The organism is Mumia quercus, assembly GCF_025506335.1.
Taxonomy (GTDB): domain Bacteria; phylum Actinomycetota; class Actinomycetes; order Propionibacteriales; family Nocardioidaceae; genus Mumia; species Mumia quercus.
The window spans coordinates 48,999-66,510 of record NZ_JANZYO010000003.1; the positions used below are offsets into that span (position 1 = coordinate 48,999).

Here is a 17,512-nt window from a genome sequence, read left to right on the forward strand (position 1 = left end):
GCCGTGGCCGAGCCCCGCGCTCGGCGTGACCTGCACCCTGGAGCCTGGTGGGTGTGGGCGCTGGGACTCGCGGTCGCGGCCACCCGGACGTACGACGTGCTCCTGCTCGGCCTCGTGATCGGCGTGGCCTCGCTGGTCGTGCTCGCACGCCGGCCGGTCGCGCCGTGGGCGATGTCGTTCCGGCTCTACCTCGGCCTCGGTGCCCTGGTGATCGTGATCCGGGTGCTGTTCGGCGTCGTGTTCGGCGCGTCGTCGACCGGCACCGTGATCCTCGACCTGCCGGAGGTGCCGCTGCCGTCGTGGGCGGACGGGGTGCGGGTGCTCGGCCCCATCACGTCCGACACGCTGCAGCGGTCGTTCGCGGCCGGGCTCCAGCTCGCCGCCCTGATCATCTGCGTGGGGGCCGCGAACTCCCTGGCGAACCCGCGCCGTCTCCTCAAGTCGCTGCCCGCGGCGCTGTACGAGGTCGGTGCGGCCGTGGTGGTCGCCATGACCCTGTTCCCGCAGCTCGCCGAGTCCGTCGGGCGGGTCCGGCGTGCGCGGCGGCTGCGCGGTGACGCGTCGCGCAACGTCCGCGCCCTGCGCTCGATCGTCATCCCGGTGATGGAGGACGCCCTCGACCGCTCGATGCAGCTCGCCGCGTCGATGGACGCGCGCGGGTACGGCCGCAAGGGCGCCGCAGACCCTCGGACGAGCAGGCTCACCGGGGCGCTGCTCGTCGGAGGCCTCCTCGGGGTATGCGTCGGGGCGTACGCGACGGCCGACCTGACCGCGCCCCGGATCCTCGCGGCGCCGATGCTCGCGGCAGGCTTCGCCGTGGCCGGCATCGGGTTCTGGCTGTCCGGACGCAAGGTCGGCCAGACGCGTTACCGGCCCGACCCGTGGCGGGGGTGGGAGTGGTTCACCGCGCTGTGCGGTGTCGCGGTCGCCGTGACGTTCTTCCTCGACTTCGCTCTGTCACCGGTCACGCTCACCGGGCTCGTGGTCGCCGCGCTGCCGGCGCTGCTCACCCCCGAGCCGACCTCGCCGTACGCCGCGCTGCGCAGCGCGGCGGCCACCCGTACGGCCGCGGGGATGGCGGCATGATCACGGTCGACGGCGTCACGATGACCTACGACGGCGCCGCGCGTCCGGTGCTCCGTGACGTCGACCTGCACGTCGACGAAGGTGAGCTGGTGGTGGTCACGGGGCCCACGGGTGCCGGCAAGTCCTCGCTGCTCGGCCTGCTCAACGGTCTGGTCCCGCACTTCACCGGTGGTCACCTCGAGGGAAGCGTGACCGTGGCGGGCCTGCGGACCGAGGACCACCCGCCCAGGGAGCTTGCGGCGACGGTCGGCTGGGTCGGCCAGGACCCTCAGGCGGGGTTCGTCACGGACACGGTCGAGGAGGAGCTCGCCTACGGGATGGAGCAGCTCGGCGTGGATCCGCAGGCGATGCGGCGACGCGTCGAGGAGACGCTGGACCTGCTCGGCATCGCCGACCTGCGGGCGCGGTCGCTGCGCTCGCTGTCGGGTGGACAGCAGCAGCGTGTGGCGATCGGCGCCGTGCTGACGATGCACCCTCCGGTGCTCGTCCTCGACGAACCGACCTCCGCGCTCGACCCGACCTCGGCCGAGGACGTCCTCGCCACGCTGGCGCGGCTCGTGCACGATCTCGGCACGACCGTCGTCCTCGCGGAGCACCGGCTCGAGCGGGTGGTGCCCTTCGCCGACGTGCTCGTGCACGTCGGGACCGACGGCTCGGTGACGGCGGGGGCACCTGCCACGCTGCTCGCGACCAGCCCGATCGCGCCTCCGATCGTGGAGCTGGGCCGGCTGGCCGGGTGGGAGCCGCTGCCGCTGACCGTACGTGAGGCTCGCCGCGCGTCCCAGACGCTCCGCAAGGAGCTCGCCGGGCTCCCCGTTCCGGCCCGCCCGCAGCCCGGACGGGACGGCGTCCTGCTCTCGGCGCGCGGGGTGGAGGTGCGCTACGGCCCGCTGCCGGCCGTACGAGGGGTGGACATCGACCTCCCGGCGGGGACGGTGACGGCGCTGATGGGTCGCAACGGCTCCGGCAAGTCGACCCTGCTCTGGGCCCTGCAAGGGTCGGGGCCCCGCCACGGCGGCGACGTACGGGTGGAGGGGGAGGACCCCGCACGGCTCTCCCGTACGCAGGCGCGCCGGCGGGTCGGCATGGTCCCGCAGACCGCCAGCGACCTGCTGTACCTCGAGTCCGTCGCCGCGGAGTGCGCGGCAGCCGACGCCGAGGCCGACGCGGCGGAGGGCACGTGCACCGCGCTGCTCACCCGCCTCGCCGGCACCGTCGACCCGGCGACCAACCCGCGCGACCTCTCCGAGGGCCAGAAGCTTGCGCTGGTCCTCGCCGTCCAGCTCACCGCCGCGCCGCGGGTGATGCTGCTCGACGAGCCGACGCGCGGACTCGACTACACGGCGAAGGAGGCGCTCGCCGAGATCCTGCGCGAGCTGGCGGCCGACGGCGCAGCGGTGCTCGTCGCCACGCACGACGTCGAGTTCGTCGCGACGGTGGCGGACCGGGCTGCGGTCATGGCGCAGGGCGAGGTGATCACCGCAGGCGACGTCCACGAGGTGCTGGCGACCTCGCCGGCGTTCGCGCCACAGGTCACGAAGGTCCTCGGTGACCCGTGGCTGACGGTCCGCGACGTGCGGGTGGCGTTGGAGGAGCGGCAGTGAACGCGATCACGCTCCGCCCACGGTCGACCGCCGTGCTCGCCCTCGCGACCGTCGCCGGGCTCGCGATGTTCTGCTGGCCGCTGCTCTTCGAGCCCGCCGGGTCGAGCCAGCAGGAGGCCCAGGCGCCGATGTACTTCGTGCTGCTCCTGCCGCTGCTGATCCTCGTCGTCGCGGCGGAGCTGTCCGAGGGCGGCATGGACGCCAAGGCCCTGGCGATGCTCGGGGTGCTGGCGGCGATCCAGTGCGGCCTGCGGGCACTCAGTGCGGGGACGGCCGGGATCGACCTCGTGTTCTTCCTGCTGGTCCTCGCGGGGCGGGTCTTCGGCGCGGGGTTCGGTTTCCTGCTGGGGTGCACGTCGTTGTTCGCGTCAGCGCTGCTGACCGCCGGGGTCGGGCCGTGGCTGCCGTTCCAGATGATGTGCGCGGCCTGGCTGGGGATGGGGGCGGGGATGCTCCCGCGCCGCGTCACCGGTCGTGCGGAGATCGCGATGCTCGCGGCGTACGGGGTGTTCGCGGCGTACTTCTACGGCGCGCTGCTCAACCTCTCCTTCTGGCCGTACCTCGCCGGCGTCGACGCGAGCGGCGAGCAGGGGCTGGCGTTCGTGCCCGGCGCCTCGCTCGCGGAGAACCTGGAGCGCTTCTTCTGGTTCACCCTGCTGACGTCCACCGGGTCGTGGGACACCGGCCGCGCGATCACCAACGCCGTTCTGATCGTCGTCCTCGGACCGGCGGTGCTGCTCACGCTGCGGCGCGCCGCGCGTCGGGCGTCGTTCGGGCGGACGCCGACCTTCGCCAGCCGCCCGCTCGACGCCACGCCCTCCGACTAGCCGCGGCGCGTCAGGGGACGAGCACGACCTTGCCGAGCGCCTCGCGGCTGTCGATCACCTCGAGCGCCCGCGCCGCGTCCTCCAGCGGGAAGCGCCCGCCGATGGGGGCGGTGAGCTTGCCCGCCTCGAGCAGCGGGGTGAGCTCCTCCCACTGCGCCGCGACGTATCCGGGACGCTTGAGCGCGTACGCTCCCCAGCCGACGCCACGGACGTCGATGTTGTTGAGGAGCAGGCGGTTGACCTTGACCTCGGGGATCGTCCCCGCGGTGAAGCCGATGACGAGCAGACGGCCGTCGTCGGTGAGGCTGCGCAGCGAGTCGGTGAAGCGGTCACCGCCGACCGGGTCCACCACGAGGTCGACCCCGTGGCCGCCGGTGAGCTCCTTGACGGTGTCCCGGAAGCCTTCGGCGAGCACGTACGCGTCCGCGCCGGCCGCTACCGCGATCTCGCCCTTGGCGTCGGTGGAGACGACGGCGATCACCTGGCCCGCGCCGTACGCCTTGGCCATCTGGATCGACGCGGTGCCGACACCGCCCGCAGCGCCGTGGACCAGCACCGACTCCCCGCTGCGCAGCTGGCCGCGCTTGAGAAGGGCGAAGTGAGCCGTGAGGTAGTTGAGCGGCACGGCGGCACCCTGTTCGTACGACAGGTTGTCGGGGAGGTGGAACGTCATGTCGGTCGCGGCGACGACCCGCTCGGCGAACCCGCCGAGGGCGGGGAACGCCGCGACGCGGTCGCCGATCGAGAAGCCCGAGCCCGATGGTGCGGTGACGACCTCGCCGGCGACCTCCGAGCCGGGGATGAACGGCAGGGGAGGGTTGATCTGGTACTGCCCGCGGGTCTGGAGGACCTCCGGGAACGAGACCCCTGAGGCCCTGACGTCGATGACGACCTGGTCGGGGCCCGGCTCGGGGGCGTCGGTCTCGACGAGCTCGACGGCGGACGGTCCTTCGAGCGAGGTGATCTGCACGGCACGCATGCCTGGACCCTACCTAAGCGGGCGCTTAGTTGTCAGCCAGCACAGCGTTGTCAGCCAGCACAGCGTTGTCAGTCAGCACAGCGTTGTCAGCCAGCACAGCGTTGTCAGCGTGCGTGCAACGTCACGACCGCCTTGCCCTTCGGCACGTGCGTGATGTTGCGCACCGTCGAGACCTCCTCGGTGTCGACGGTGACCCGGTAGCGCGTGAGGATCTCCTTCAGCACGACCGTCCCTTCCATCAGCGAGAACCCCGCACCGATGCAGCGCCGTACGCCTCCGCCGAACGGCAGCCACGTGTGGGCGGCGATGTCGTCGTCGAGGAAGCGGCGCGGCCGGAAGCGGCTCGGCTCGGGGAAGTTCGCGGGGGTGAAGTGAGCGCCCGCGATCGACGGTGAGACGACCGTCCCCGCCGGGAGGTCCCACGGCCCGACGCGCTGAGGCGTCGTGAGGCGGCGTACGACGGAGTCGATGACGGGATGCCGCCGCATCCCCTCCTTGAGGCACGCCTCCACAAACTCGTCGTCCCCGGCGTCGGCGGCGCGCAGCGCCTCCTCCTGGACGTCGGGGTTCGCGCCGAGCTCGTACAGCGTCCACGACAGGGCTGACGCGGTGGTCTCGTGACCGGCGAGCAGGAGCGTGACCAGCTGGTCGCGGAGCTCCTCGTCGGTCAGGGGCGGCAGGTCGCCGTCGCCGCCTGCCTGCAGCAGGCGTGACAGCACGTCCGTACGCGTGGCGAGGTCGCTGACCTCTCGGCGTGCGGCGATCTCGGCATACATCAGGCGGTCCACCGCGGCCTGGTTGTCGAAGTAGCGCCGCCACGGCCCGTACGACCGCAGCCTGGGGAAGATCCACCCGACGAACATCACCGGGCCGATCTCGACCATGCGGCGGATCCGCGGGCGCAGGGCGCCGAGCGTGCGTGCGTCGGTGACCCCGAAGACGACCTGCAGGATCACCTCGAGGGTGAGGGCGTTCATCCGGTCGTGGGTGACGAGCCGCTGCCCGTCGTGCCAGCGGTCGACCTCCTCCTTGGCGAGGGTCTCGACCAGCCCGCGATAGCTGCGCAGCGACGCACCGTTGAATGCCGGCATGAGCAGCTTGCGCGCCCGCATGTGCTCGTCCTCGTCGGTGAGCAGCACCGAGTGGTCGCCCATGACCGGGCGCAGCACCTGGTTGCCCTCACCCGCGTGGAAGTCGCGAGGGCTGCCGCCGAAGACCTGCCTGATCTGCTCGGGCGCGCTGATCGTCGCGATCGTGCGCGGCCCGGGGTGGATCCGGATCGTGTACGCCGCGCCGTAGCGCCGGACGAGCATGCGGGCGAACCGTTCCTGGAACGCGAGGAACGCGACGGTCTGCACCGCAGCCGGCCAGCGAGGCCCGGGCGGCAAGGTCATGCCACAGCCTCCTCCGGCAACGCTCGTGCCTCGCGGGGCGCGCGGGTGAACACGTAGTCAGCCTCGCGCACCGTCCGCGTCTCCCACCAGTACTGGAAGGTGAACTTCGGCCAGATCGTCCGGTTGTTGCCCTGCGAGTCGAGGTACCAGGACGTGCAGCCGCCCTGCGTCCAGATGCCCTTCTTCACGCGCCGCTGGATGTCGGCGTTGTACGCGTCCTGGGCGAGCTTGGTCGGCTCCATCGTCGTCGCGCGCAGACGGTCCATCTCGTCGAGCGCGCGCACGATGTACTTCGCCTGCTGCTCGATCATGAAGACCACGGAGTTGTGGCCGAGGGCGGTGTTGGGGCCGAGCATGAAGAAGAGGTTCGGGAAGCGGTGCACCGTGATGCCGAGATACGTCTCGACGCCCTCCTCGGCGAACATCCGACCGAGGTCGATCCCGCCGCGCCCCGTGAAGTTGAGGTGGTCGAACGCGTCCACGACGTGGAAGCCCGTCCCGTACACGATGACGTCGGCCTCGTGGAGGACGCCTTCGCGGTCGACGACACCCTCGGGCACGATCTTGGCGATGCCGCTCGTCTCGAGCGCGACGTTGTCCCTGTTGAAGGTCTTGTAGAAGTCGTTCGACTGGAGCACCCGCTTGCACCCCAGGCGGTAGTCGGGGGTGAGCTTCGCGCGCGTCTCCGGGTCCTCGACCTGGCGCGCGATGTGTGCGTGGACGATCTTCTCGGCCAGCCGCAGGAATGCGGGCACGTGGCCGTTGAACGTGATCGCCCGCGACTCCAACGCCCAGTAGAGCGCGTCGCGGTACGCGCGTTGCGCGCCCGGGACCTTCTCGAAGATCGTCTGCCTGACGGGGCCGATCTCGCGGTCGTTCTTCGGCAGCACCCACGGGGGCGTGCGCTGGAAGAGCGTGAGCTGCGACGCCTGCTCGGCGATGATCGGGACGAACTGGATCGCGCTCGCGCCGGTGCCGATGACGGCGATCCGCTTACCGGTCAGGTCGACGTCGTGGTCCCACTCGGCGGAGTGGAAGCGCGGTCCCGCGAACGACTCCGCGCCCTCGATCGGGGGGATGTTGGGGATGTGCAGGCCGCCGACCCCCGCGACGAGCACCCGCGCGTCGTACGTGTCGCCGTCGGCGGTGTCGATCGTCCAGCGCTCGCGGGTCTCGTCCCAGTGCGCCCCGACGACCTCCTTGCCGAAGTGGATGCGCTTGCGGATGCCGCGCTCGTCGGCGACCTTGCGCATGTACTCCCAGATCTCGGCCTGGCCGGAGAACGAGCGCGACCAGTTCGGGTTGAGCTCGTACGAGAACGAGTACATGTGGCTCGGGACGTCGCACGCGCATCCGGGGTACGTGTTGTCGCGCCACGTGCCGCCGACCTCGTCGGCCTTTTCCAGGATCACGAAGTCGTCGCGCCCTGCCTCTTCGAGCTTCATGGCCATGCCCATGCCCGAGAAGCCGGTACCGATGATCACGATATCTTGGGTCATCACCGTTCAGATACTAGTGGTATCTGAACCGAATGCAACACTCTTGATGTCATATTCTTCTCGGAGGAGGTTCGATGTCCACTCGGGCGGAGCGCCAGGCGAGGACGCGGGAGGCGTTGGTGTCGACCGCGCGCACGCTGTTCCTCGACGACGGGTACGGCGCGACGAGCCTCGACCGGGTGGCGCTGGAGGCCGGCTTCTCCAAGGGCGCCGTCTACTCCAACTTCAAGAGCAAGGAGGAGCTCGGCCTCGCGGTGCTCGACGAGATCCACCGCGAGATGGTGGCCGAGGTGGTTGACGCGGTCGGCGTCGCCAGCACGTACGACGACGCGATCAACGCCTTCGAGGGCTGGCTCAAGGTCCGTCTCGGGCAGCCGCGCTGGACTGCGCTCGAGGTCGAGTTCGCCGCGGTCGTGCGGACCAGCCCGTTCGTCGCCACCGAGCTGGCGGCGCGGCACACGCAGATCCGCGAGGCGATCGCGGCCATGCTGCACGACATCGCGGAGCGGACCGGCATGCGGATGGCGCTGCCGGCCGACCAGGTCGCGCTGGCCCTGCTCAGCCTCGGCATCGGGATGGGCGCGCAACGTTCGCTCGACCCCGGGCTCGACGTGCACGCGTTCACCGCAACCATCCGCTCGCTGCTGCTGCCCCCGGTGGTCGAGTAGGGCCGCCCCCTGGCTGGTCGAGTAGGGCCGCCCCCTGGCTGGTCGAGTAGGGCCGCCCCCTGGCTGGTCGAGTAGGGCCGAGGAACGAGGCCCGTATCGAGACCACCCCGCCCGCGCTCTTGCGGCCCTACGCTGGCCTCATGACCGCCCGCGCGCTGATGATCGCTGGCACGACGTCCGATGCGGGCAAGTCCGTGGTGACGACCGGGCTGTGTCGTCTGCTGGCGCGCCGGGGCGTGAAGGTGGCGCCGTTCAAGGCGCAGAACATGTCCAACAACTCGATGGTCGTGACCGGCTCGGACGGGGCGGGCGCGGAGATCGGGAGAGCGCAGTGGATCCAGGCGGTGGCCGCCGGCGCAGTGCCGGAGCCCGCGATGAACCCGGTGCTCCTCAAGCCCGAGGGCGACCGGCGTAGCCACGTCGTGGTCATGGGCCGCCCCGCAGGGACGCTGGACGCGCGTGACTTCACCCGCGGGCGCGACCACCTCGCCGAGGCGGCGTTCGCCGCGTACGACGACCTGGCCGTCCGCTACGACGTGATCGTCTGCGAGGGCGCAGGGAGCCCGACGGAGATCAACCTGCGCGAGGGCGACTTCGTCAACATGGGCCTCGCCCGTCACGTGTCGATGCCCGTAGTCATCGTCGGCGACATCGACCGCGGCGGCGTGTACGCGGCGCTGCACGGCACTCTCGCCTTGCTGTCGCCTGCGGACCAGGCGTTGGTCGCGGGATTCGTGATCAACAAGTTCCGCGGCGACGAGGCGCTGCTCGCGCCCGCGAACGACGCGATCGCCCGTACGACCGGGCGTCCGGTGCTCGGCGTGGTCCCGTGGAGCCCGCGCGTGTGGCTCGACTCCGAGGACGGGATGGACGTCGAGGGGCGGCGCGCCTCGACCGGCGACCCCCTGCGTGTCGCGGTTGTCCGCCTGCCGCGGATCAGCAACTTCACCGACGTCGACGCGCTGGGCCTCGAGCCGGGCGTCGACGTGAGCTTCGTGAGCGACGCGCGCCGCGTCGGGGAGGCGGACCTCGTGGTCGTGCCCGGCACCCGCGCGACGCTGGCCGACCTCGCCTGGATGCGCGAGCGGGGTCTCGACGCCGCGGTCGTCGCGCACGCGCGGGCGGGGCGGCCGGTGCTCGGCATCTGCGGCGGGTTCCAGCTCCTCGGCCGGACGATCAACGATCCCGAGGGTGTCGAGGGTGCTGCTGGAGCAGCCGCCGACGGGCTCGGGCTGCTCGACGTCGCGACGACGTTCGGCGAGGAGAAGGTGCTCCGGCTGCCCAGCGGCACCGCGCTCGGCGCCGACGCGAGCGGGTACGAGATCCATCACGGGCGTCTCGCGCGAGGCGGCGACGAGGAGTTCCTCGGGGGAGCGCGGCGGGCAGCGGTGTTCGGCACGATGTGGCACGGCAGTCTCGAGTCGGACGCGCTGCGTCACGCGTTCCTCGGTGAGGTCGCCGCGACGACCGGGCGGCGGTGGGAGCCGTCGGGCGTGCGGTTCGCCGACGCCCGTACCGCGCGGCTCGACCTGCTCGCCGACCTCCTCGAGCAGCACGTCGACGTCGACGTGCTGCTCACCCTCGTCGAACGCGGCGCGCCTCTCGACCTGCCCCTCGTCCCACCGGGGGCGGTCTGAGCGACGGCGCGCGGCAGGATGGAGGCATGACCTCGACCCCGCGCTGGTTCTCCGAGACGTCCGACGGCCACTCGCAGTGGTACATCGAGCGCTTCCGCACCATGGAGCTCGAGGGCGTCGACCTCGGTGGAGAGGCCAGGCTCGTCAACGCGCTCGTGCCCCCGCGGTCGCGGATCCTCGACGCCGGGTGCGGTCCTGGCCGCGTCGGCGCGCGCCTGTACGCGGCGGGGCACGACGTGGTCGGTGTCGACGTCGACCCCGCGCTGATCGAGGCCGCCGAGGAAGACCACCCCGGCCCGCAGTGGCGCGTCGGCGACCTCGCGGCGCTGGAGCTCGACGGCGACCCGTTCGACCTCGCGGTCTGCGCCGGCAACGTCATGGTGTTCCTCGCGCCTGGCTCCGAGCAGACGGTGCTCGAACGCCTCAAGGCCCACGTCCGCCCCGGCGGCCGGATCGTGATCGGCTTCCGGACCGACCGGCCGTACGGGCCCGCGGACCTGGACACCGACGCCGCGGCCGCGGGCCTGCTCCTCGAGCAGCGCTTCGCGACTTGGGACCTCGTGCCGTACGACGACTCCGCGGACTTCTCGGTCACCTTCCTGCGCGTGCCGTCCGACCCCGAGACCCGATGAGCCCTCGCGCCCTGACGTCGTGCGTCCTCCTCGGCGTGGTCGCCGCCGGGTTGGCGGCGCGGGCCTTCCTCCCCGCGGCGGTCGCGGGACCGGTCGGGGACATGCTCTACGCGACGCTCGTCGTCCTGCTCGTCGCGGTGGTGCGTCCGCGCACAGGGCCGGTCACCGTCGCGCTGGTCGGCTTCGCGGTGTGCGCGGCGGTCGAGCTCTTCCAGCTCACCGGTGTGCCGGCCGCTCTGGCAGAGCGCGTCCCGGCGGTACGGCTCGTGCTGGGAACGACGTTCTGGGCGCCGGACCTGCTCCTGTACGCCGTCGGCGCGGTGGTCGGGGGCGCCCTCTGCATCGCCGTCGCTCGCGCCGGTCGCGGGAGGAGGCGGTGAACGAGGCGCTCGACGCGCTCGGGTCGTACTTCGCGCTCGAGGCGTTGCCCGACGATCCGGTCGCCGCCGGCTGGCGCCCGCTCGCGGACCTGCTCGAGCCGGGCCCGCTGGAGGAGCGGGTCGCGTACACGGCGGCGTACCTCTCCCGTCTCGGTGGCGCGCCGGTCGAGGAGCGGGTCGCGGCGTCGACGGTGTCGCTCGGTCTGTTCTCGCGGCTGCGGTCGCCGGTGGTCGGCGCGGCCGTGCTCGGGGTACGGCTGCCGCCGCTGACGCTGACCACGATCTGGTGGCGGGCGTTCGAGAGCGGACCGTGGCCCCTCGCCGTGCAGCAGGCGTCTGCGACGACGGCGGACGAGGTGCCGCTCGGCCCGCTGGTCGAACGCTTCGCCACCGGCTTCTCGCTGTCACGCACGGTCCTGTGGGGAAACGCGACGTCGGCGTTGTTCGGGGCGGGCGCAGCGCTCCGGACGACGCGGCCCGACCTCGTGCCCGCCGCCGCCGCGTACGCGCGCGCCGCGCTCGCGCGTGAGTCGTTCGCCGGCACCGGTGACCTCGTCGACGGTCAGTTCGTACGACGCTCGTGCTGCCTCTACTACCGCGTGCCGGGCGGCGGCTACTGCGGCGACTGCGTGCTCGCCCACTGACGAAGCCACGGTTTCTGGGACGAAGCGCGCCTTGTAGGGATGGCTTCGTCCCAGAAACCATGGCTTCGTGCGCTCAGCGGGTGCGCTCAGCGGCGCCGCGCACGCAGCCGTGCCGCCTTGTCCAGCTCGCGGCGTACGTACGCAGCGGTCCGCGCGCGGTTCTCCGGCGCGAGGTCGGCCCAGGTGATCCGGATGACCGACCATCCGACGTCGCGCAGGGCGCGTTCACGTCGCTTCTCCGCTGACGCCCTCGTCCTCGCCGCGCCGGGGCGGTCCGGGTCGTCGGCGTACTTCAGCATCCCGTCGACCTCGACGACCAGCCCGGCCTCGGGCCATGCGAAGTCCGCCTCCGCGTACGCGTCGGGACCGAACGCGATCTCGTGCTGCGTGCTCGGGCGGGGGAGGTCGTGCTCCCAGCACAGGACGAGGAAGCGCACCTCGGCGACGCTCCCGCACCGGGCGTCGGCGATGGCGATCCCGTCGGCGGCCCGTCGGGCCCCCCGTCGTCGGCCGAGTGCGTGGAGCGCAGACCGCAGCCCGGCCTTGGTCGACTCCTCGTCGAACAGCTCGACCATGCCGCGACGCCGGGCGTCCCACCGTTCGTGCGCCAGCCAGCTGGAAGCGAGGACGGTCGCGGCGTCGAGCGAGACGGTGGTCATCGTCTCGACGACGGCGCGGACCGGTTCCACGCACCGGATGCCGTCCACCACCACGATCGAGGAGGGCTCGACCGGACCGCGGTGGTACGCGACCGAGGGCGTCCGGCGACTCGTCGTCCCGACGACGCGGGCGACGTGAGCGACGTCCAGATCGAGCCCGTACGTCCCGCGACCGCCGTAGTCGCCCAACCCGTGCGCGACCACCGCGGAGTCGTGAGTGGCGACGACGTCGTCCTCGCGCGTCGCGAGCACGCTGCGGAGCAGCAGCAGGTGCCGTGCGCGCTGGTCGAGAGTGTCGTAGAGCGCCTTCGGTGCGTAGACGCCCCGTCGTACGGACGTCCACAGGGCGGCATCCGCCACGTCGTGGTCGTCGTGTCCGGCGGCGAGCACCTCGCTGCGGGTCACGAAGCCACCGTTCGCGCGGGCGATCCGTTCCAGTCGGTGCATGGCGTCAGGGTGGCGTACGCGAGCCGTCGGGCGCCGCGGCGGAGGAAGCTGCCTGTGGACAACCGCCGTCAGGCGACGCCCTTCTCGTAGCGGCGGCACGGCACGGGGAACCGTCCACCGGCGACCTCGGCGTCGTACGTGAGGCCGCCGGCGTCGACCCACCCCTGCCGTTCGTAGAAGCGGCGTGCCCGGTCGTTGCCCGGCGCGACGGCGAGCCACGCGCGCTGATGACCCGCTGCGGCCACCTGACGCTCGGCCTCCGCGAGCAGCGTCGGGGCGACGGCACCGCCGCGGTGTCCGCGGTCCACGTAGACCTGCTCGACCTCGTCGCCCGTCACCATCACGAAGCCGGCGACCTCGTCCCCGACGAGCGCGACGGTCGTGTCGGCCAGGCGGGCGAGCGCCCGCTGTTCGAACGACTCCCGCGACCGGGCAGCGACCAGCGCCTCCGGGACCTGACCGAGATGGCCGTCGCCCCACCCCTCGTGCCAGATCGCGGCGACCGCCGCCGCGTCCTCGCTCCGCGCCGGACGCAGCTGCGGAGTGGGGCTCATGGGCGTCAGGCTAGTCCAGCCGAAGCGCGCGAGACCGCCTCGCGTACGTTCGGAGGATGAGCGACTTCACTCCTCGTACCCCCACGCCCATGGACCAGCTGGCCGACGCCTGGCTCGTCGAGATGATGGAGCTCAGCCCCGAGCTGCACGTCGAGCTCGGGCGGCCGGGGCGGGAGGGGGACTACACCGACTTCTCGCCCGAGGGTGCCCAGGCACGAGCGGACGCGGCGCGCCGCGCGCTCGCCCGCGTCGGCGACACGGAGGTCCGCGACCAGGCCGACGAGATCACCCGCGACGAGCTCGTCCGTACGCTCGAGCTCGAGCTGGAGCAGCACGACGCCGGGTTCTGGCGCCGCGACCTCAACGTGATCGCGTCACCGGCGCAGGGCATCCGCGAGATCTTCGACCTGATGCCGACCGAGACCGAGGCCGACTGGGAGCACGTCGCGAAGCGGCTCGCGCAGGTGCCGACCGCGGTCGAGGGGTACGTCGCGTCGTTGCGCGCGGGCATCGCCGCCAAGGACGCCCCGGCCGTACGCCAGGCGCAGGAGGTGGCCGAGCAGGCGCGCGGCCACGCGGCACCGGACGGGTTCTTCGGCACGCTCGCCGGCCACCCGGCCGCGCCCGAGGGCCTGCGTGCCGACCTCGAGCGAGGCGCGCGTGCCGCCGCCGAGGCGTACGGGGCGCTGGCGCTGTTCCTCTCCGACGAGCTCGCCCCTGCGGCGCCGACGGGTGACGCCGCGGGTCGCGAGCGGTACGCGCTGGCGTCGCGCGGTTTCGTCGGGGTCGAGATCGACCTCGACGAGACGTACGAGTGGGGCGTCGAGGAGCTTGCGCGGATGGTCGCCGAGCAGGAGAAGGTCGCGGACCAGGTCTTCCCCGGCGCCAGCGTCCTGGAGGCGGTCGCCTACCTCGAGGCCGACGAGTCGCGGCGCCTGCACGGCACCGACGCGCTGCAGGAGTGGATGCAGGCAGCCAGTGACCGCGCCGTCCGCGAGCTGGCGGCGACCCACTTCGACATCCCCGACCCGCTGCGCACCCTGGAGTGCCGGATCGCGCCGACGCAGGACGGCGGGATCTACTACACGGGTCCGACGGAGGACTTCTCGCGTCCCGGCCGGATGTGGTGGGCGGTCCCCGAGGGAGTCACCGACTTCGACACGTGGCGCGAGCTGACGACCGTCTACCACGAGGGCGTTCCCGGCCACCACCTCCAGGTCGGGCTGGCGACGTACAACAGCGCCGAGCTCAACGGGTGGCGTCGACTCAACTGGAACTCGGGTCACGGCGAGGGGTGGGCGCTGTACGCCGAGCGCCTGATGGCCGACCTCGGCTACCTCGACGACCCGGCGGACCGGCTCGGCATGCTCGACGGGCAGCGGATGCGTGCCGCGCGCGTCGTCGTCGACCTGGGAGTGCACCTCGGCCTGCAGAAGCCGGACGGCTCGGGTCGCTGGACGGGCGACGACGCCCTGCCGTTCATGCTCGAGCACGTGAACATGGACGAGGCGTTCGTGCGTTTCGAGGTCAACCGCTACCTCGGCTGGCCGGGGCAGGCGCCGTCGTACAAGGTCGGGCAGCGCCTCTGGGAGCAGCTGCGCGACGACTGGGTCGCTGCCAACGGCGGAGCGGGCGCGGACCTCAAGGAGTTCCACCGCCGTGCGCTCGCCGTGGGCAGCATCGGGCTCGGCACGCTTCGCCGGGCGCTGCTCGCCCCCGAGCGCGGCTGATATTTCGGGGACGCTGGATCGGCTGGCGGGATAGTCTCCCGCCAGCCCGATCCGCGAGGAGCCCCATGCCCGACGTCAGTACTCTCGACCCCGTCCCGCTGCGCCGGCGCGTCGTGGCCGCGTCGGTCGCCGCTGTCGCGGTCGCCGCCCTCCTCCTCGCAGCCCTCGCTGCTCTCGTCTACAACGGGGTGTGGACGCAGGCACGGGCAGAGGCGCTGGTGGGCGGCGAGCGGTACGTCTACGGCACGTACGCGTGGTGGGATGAGGAGGTCGACCTCCACGACGGACCGACCCTCCCGCTGTGGCGCTCACAGAACGCGTACTGGAGTCCGGACGACGGCTCCGAGGTGGCGGTCGTGGTGTTCCCCGGCGAGGAACGCGCGTTCCTCGTGTCCGACGTGCCGATCGGCGAGGGAGCGATCGCCTGGCGCTCGTTCGACTGGGTGATCCTGTCGTTCTCGGGGACGGGGATGGCGATGACCTTCCTCCTCCTCTGGTACGGCGCGGTGCGGCTCGTGCTCGGCTTCACCCCGCTCGCTCTGCCGTCGCTGCTGCGGCAGCGCACGCCGGGGCCCGCCATGGTCGTCTCGTACGGGCCCGAGATCGGACGCACCTCGACGGTCGTGGTCCGCGTAGGAGCGGACACGTACACGTGGGAGGTGCGCCGCGACCTCGCGTCCCCGCAGCCAGGTGAGTCGGTGATGCTCGCCGGCGACCCGGCCGGGAGCGGGTGGGCCGTCGTCTGGGGGCCGACCGCGCGGCTGCGCCCCCGCACACCGGTGCGCCCGCTCGTCAGCGCGGACGTCCCGACGACGCTCGGCGAGCCCTCATGACCACGGTGCGAATCGGCGTCACCGAGGATCGGGGCGGGGTGCTCGACCTGCTGCGCACGGCGCTCGCCGAGGAGGCGGGTGACGACGTGGTCGGCCTGGAGCACCTCCTGTGGGGCGACCCGCACCGTGACCTGTCCGTCGTGGCCGAACGCGACGGCGAGCTCGTCGGAGCAGCGTCCGGCACCGTCGCCGAGCGCGACGGGACGCGCAGGGCGTACGTCACGGTGGTGGCCGTCGCCGACGGGCACCGGCGGCACGGGCTGGGCCGGCATCTCCTCTCGGCGCTCGAGGACGCGGTCCTCGCCCGCGGCGCCACGAGCATCCAGGCCGGCGGGAGCGCGCCGCGGTACTGGTGGCCAGGGGTCGACACCGCGGACCGTGACGCGTCCGCCTTCTTCGAGGGGTGCGGGTACGCCCGCCCGGACGACGCGGTCGCGACGAACCTCGACGTCGACCTCGCCGCGCACCGCGACCTCGTCCGTGTGCCACCGCCGGCGCAGGTGCCGATGCGCCGCCTCACCGCCGAGGAGTGGCCGGCGTTCGAAGCCTGGATGCGGGAGACGTGGGGCGACACCTGGGCCTCCGAGGCGGGCGCGGCGCTGCGCCGTCGACCGGTCAGCTGCTTCGTCGCGGTGGAGGACCAGACCTACCTCGGCTTCGCCGCGTACGACACCAACCGCGCGGGCTGGTTCGGGCCGATGGGGTCGTCGCCTGCGGAGCGCGGGCGCGGCGTCGGGTCGGCCCTGCTGCGGGCCTGCCTGTCGTCGTACCTCGACGCGGGGCGTACGGACTGCGAGATCGCGTGGGTGGGGCCGGTCGACTTCTACGCGCGGACGGTCGGCGCCGTGCCCGGGCGTACGTTCGCCGCCCTCCGCAAGCCGCTGACGCCGGCCGCCGACGCGTCAGCGTAGCCCGGCCAGGCTCTGCTGCACCCGCGCGAAGACGGCGTCGTCGACCTCTGTGCCCGCGTGGCGGAGCGCGAGGACGGCGGCGCCCGTCGTGCCCTCGGCGACCAGGCGGACAGGACCGGTACGGCCGTGGTCGCGCCAGGCGGACTCCACCGCCTTCGCGGTCGCCTCCTGGCGGATCAGCACGCTCCCGCCGAGCACCAACGGTCCGTCGACGTCGGGGGCGATCGCGGCGGCGACGGTGTGCGCGAGCGCGGCAGCGGTGTCGTCGACGATCGCGCGCGCGACGACGTCGTCGGGGTAGGCGAAGGCGAGCGGCGCGAACTCGGCGACCCGGACGGGAGGCCGTTCGTACAGGAGCTCCACCATGGCGTCGAGCAACGGGTGGCGCGGGCCCGTGGAGGTAGCCGTCTCCGCTGACAGCCCCAGCATGTCGAGCATCCCGGCAGTCATCGCGGTGGCAGGCCCGCGTCCGTCGAGCGCGGCGACGACGGCGCGCGCGACCGCGTGGCCGACCGAGAACCCCGATCCCGCGTCGCCGAGCAGCCAGCCCATCCCGTCGACCACGTGCTCGATCGCGCCTGCGCGCACCCGGATCGCCGCCGCGCCGGTGCCCGCCCCGAGGGCGTATCCGTCGAGCGCGGGCGTCCCCGCGCAGAACATCGCGAGGAGGTCGGAGCGCAGGGCGAACGCCGTGGTGACGCCGCAGCCGGCGAGGGTCTCGCCGATCACGCGGTTGCGCGCCTGTGACGGAGGGAGGTGGGTCGCCGCCCCGGCCATGGCGATCGTGGCCGAGGCGATCGTCGCGGCGTCGGTGCGCGCCTGCGCGAGCGCGTCACGGACCGCGGTGCCGAGCGACTGCGCGGCGACGGCTGGACCCGACGAGAGAGGGTTGCCGCCACCACCTCGGCCGTAGCCCAGCGCCCGGCCGGAGGGGTCGACCACGACGGCCCGCGTCGAGGTCCCGCCGGCGTCCACGGCGAGGATCAGCGACATCGTTACCGATCCGAGACCGCATGTGATATTGACCA

The 17,512-nt window shown here is 72.7% G+C and carries 17 protein-coding genes; 11 read left to right on the forward strand and 6 right to left on the reverse strand.

What is annotated here, in order from left to right; genetic code table 11:
- Nucleotides 1-3: 3 nt before the first annotated feature.
- Genes NYZ95_RS06855 through NYZ95_RS06865 form a run of 3 tightly spaced genes read left to right on the forward strand, consistent with a single transcriptional unit; the run spans nucleotide 4 to nucleotide 3,517 of the window.
- Entirely contained in the window at nucleotides 4-1,086 is a 1,083-nt protein-coding gene (locus NYZ95_RS06855) for an energy-coupling factor transporter transmembrane component T (RefSeq protein ID WP_262850061.1), read from the forward strand.
- Nucleotides 1,083-2,690 carry an ABC transporter ATP-binding protein gene (locus tag NYZ95_RS06860; protein WP_262850063.1) on the forward strand — a complete coding sequence of 536 codons (1,608 nt, stop codon included), beginning with the start codon at nucleotides 1,083-1,085 and terminating at the stop codon, nucleotides 2,688-2,690. Before NYZ95_RS06855 ends, NYZ95_RS06860 begins: the two co-directional genes overlap by 4 nt.
- Nucleotides 2,687-3,517: an ECF transporter S component gene (locus NYZ95_RS06865; protein WP_262850065.1), complete on the forward strand. Its 831-nt coding sequence runs from the start codon at nucleotides 2,687-2,689 to the stop codon at nucleotides 3,515-3,517. Before NYZ95_RS06860 ends, NYZ95_RS06865 begins: the two co-directional genes overlap by 4 nt.
- A gap of 10 nt (nucleotides 3,518-3,527) precedes the next feature.
- Here NYZ95_RS06865 and NYZ95_RS06870 read toward each other — a convergent pair whose 3' ends face one another.
- From NYZ95_RS06870 to NYZ95_RS06880, 3 genes are all read right to left on the reverse strand, one after another.
- Nucleotides 3,528-4,496 carry an NADPH:quinone oxidoreductase family protein gene (locus NYZ95_RS06870; RefSeq protein WP_262850067.1) on the reverse strand — a complete coding sequence of 323 codons (969 nt, stop codon included), beginning with the start codon at nucleotides 4,494-4,496 and terminating at the stop codon, nucleotides 3,528-3,530.
- A gap of 104 nt (nucleotides 4,497-4,600) precedes the next feature.
- A complete protein-coding gene (locus tag NYZ95_RS06875) occupies nucleotides 4,601-5,890 on the reverse strand; it encodes a cytochrome P450 (protein WP_262850069.1) in 1,290 nt (429 codons plus the stop codon).
- Nucleotides 5,887-7,389, reverse strand: a complete 1,503-nt coding sequence (locus tag NYZ95_RS06880; protein WP_262850927.1) for a flavin-containing monooxygenase — start codon at nucleotides 7,387-7,389, stop codon at nucleotides 5,887-5,889. The genes NYZ95_RS06875 and NYZ95_RS06880 overlap by 4 nt, the downstream gene beginning before the upstream one ends.
- 74 nt (nucleotides 7,390-7,463) lie before the next feature.
- On the opposite strand from NYZ95_RS06880, the gene NYZ95_RS06885 reads away from it, so the two are divergent.
- From NYZ95_RS06885 to NYZ95_RS20365, 5 genes are all read left to right on the forward strand, one after another.
- A complete protein-coding gene (locus NYZ95_RS06885) occupies nucleotides 7,464-8,057 on the forward strand; it encodes a TetR/AcrR family transcriptional regulator (protein ID WP_262850071.1) in 594 nt (197 codons plus the stop codon).
- 140 nt (nucleotides 8,058-8,197) lie between these two features.
- Complete coding sequence (locus tag NYZ95_RS06890; protein WP_262850073.1) at nucleotides 8,198-9,694, forward strand: cobyric acid synthase; 1,497 nt, start codon at nucleotides 8,198-8,200, stop codon at nucleotides 9,692-9,694.
- Between the two features lie 26 nt (nucleotides 9,695-9,720).
- Entirely contained in the window at nucleotides 9,721-10,326 is a 606-nt protein-coding gene (locus NYZ95_RS06895) for a class I SAM-dependent methyltransferase (RefSeq protein WP_262850075.1), read from the forward strand.
- Nucleotides 10,323-10,706 carry a ribosomal maturation YjgA family protein gene (locus NYZ95_RS06900; protein ID WP_262850077.1) on the forward strand — a complete coding sequence of 128 codons (384 nt, stop codon included), beginning with the start codon at nucleotides 10,323-10,325 and terminating at the stop codon, nucleotides 10,704-10,706. Before NYZ95_RS06895 ends, NYZ95_RS06900 begins: the two co-directional genes overlap by 4 nt.
- Nucleotides 10,703-11,350, forward strand: coding sequence for a (2Fe-2S)-binding protein (locus NYZ95_RS20365; protein WP_262850079.1), 648 nt, complete (start codon nucleotides 10,703-10,705; stop codon nucleotides 11,348-11,350). The genes NYZ95_RS06900 and NYZ95_RS20365 overlap by 4 nt, the downstream gene beginning before the upstream one ends.
- 86 nt (nucleotides 11,351-11,436) lie before the next feature.
- Here the strand turns inward: NYZ95_RS20365 and NYZ95_RS06910 are convergent, their stop codons facing one another.
- Together NYZ95_RS06910 and NYZ95_RS06915 are read right to left on the reverse strand one after the other, a co-directional pair.
- The gene (locus tag NYZ95_RS06910; RefSeq protein WP_262850081.1) at nucleotides 11,437-12,456 is read right to left on the reverse strand and encodes a putative endonuclease domain-containing protein; all 1,020 of its coding nucleotides are present in this window, start codon (nucleotides 12,454-12,456) and stop codon (nucleotides 11,437-11,439) included.
- Nucleotides 12,457-12,524: 68 nt separating this feature from the next.
- Nucleotides 12,525-13,010 carry a GNAT family N-acetyltransferase gene (locus tag NYZ95_RS06915; RefSeq protein ID WP_262850083.1) on the reverse strand — a complete coding sequence of 162 codons (486 nt, stop codon included), beginning with the start codon at nucleotides 13,008-13,010 and terminating at the stop codon, nucleotides 12,525-12,527.
- A gap of 56 nt (nucleotides 13,011-13,066) precedes the next feature.
- Here NYZ95_RS06915 and NYZ95_RS06920 point away from each other — a divergent pair, with 56 nt between their 5' ends.
- The 3 genes from NYZ95_RS06920 (at nucleotide 13,067) to NYZ95_RS06930 (ending at nucleotide 16,484) form a co-directional block, all read left to right on the forward strand.
- A complete protein-coding gene (locus NYZ95_RS06920; protein WP_262850085.1) occupies nucleotides 13,067-14,740 on the forward strand; it encodes a DUF885 domain-containing protein in 1,674 nt (557 codons plus the stop codon).
- A 65-nt stretch (nucleotides 14,741-14,805) separates the two neighbouring features.
- Nucleotides 14,806-15,573: a hypothetical protein gene (locus NYZ95_RS06925; protein WP_262850087.1), complete on the forward strand. Its 768-nt coding sequence runs from the start codon at nucleotides 14,806-14,808 to the stop codon at nucleotides 15,571-15,573.
- A complete protein-coding gene (locus tag NYZ95_RS06930; RefSeq protein ID WP_262850089.1) occupies nucleotides 15,570-16,484 on the forward strand; it encodes a GNAT family N-acetyltransferase in 915 nt (304 codons plus the stop codon). The genes NYZ95_RS06925 and NYZ95_RS06930 overlap by 4 nt, the downstream gene beginning before the upstream one ends.
- On the opposite strand, the gene NYZ95_RS06935 is transcribed toward NYZ95_RS06930, so the two are convergent.
- Nucleotides 16,476-17,477: a BadF/BadG/BcrA/BcrD ATPase family protein gene (locus NYZ95_RS06935; RefSeq protein WP_262850091.1), complete on the reverse strand. Its 1,002-nt coding sequence runs from the start codon at nucleotides 17,475-17,477 to the stop codon at nucleotides 16,476-16,478. The genes NYZ95_RS06930 and NYZ95_RS06935 overlap by 9 nt on opposite strands.
- Between the last annotated feature and the right edge of the window lie 35 nt (nucleotides 17,478-17,512).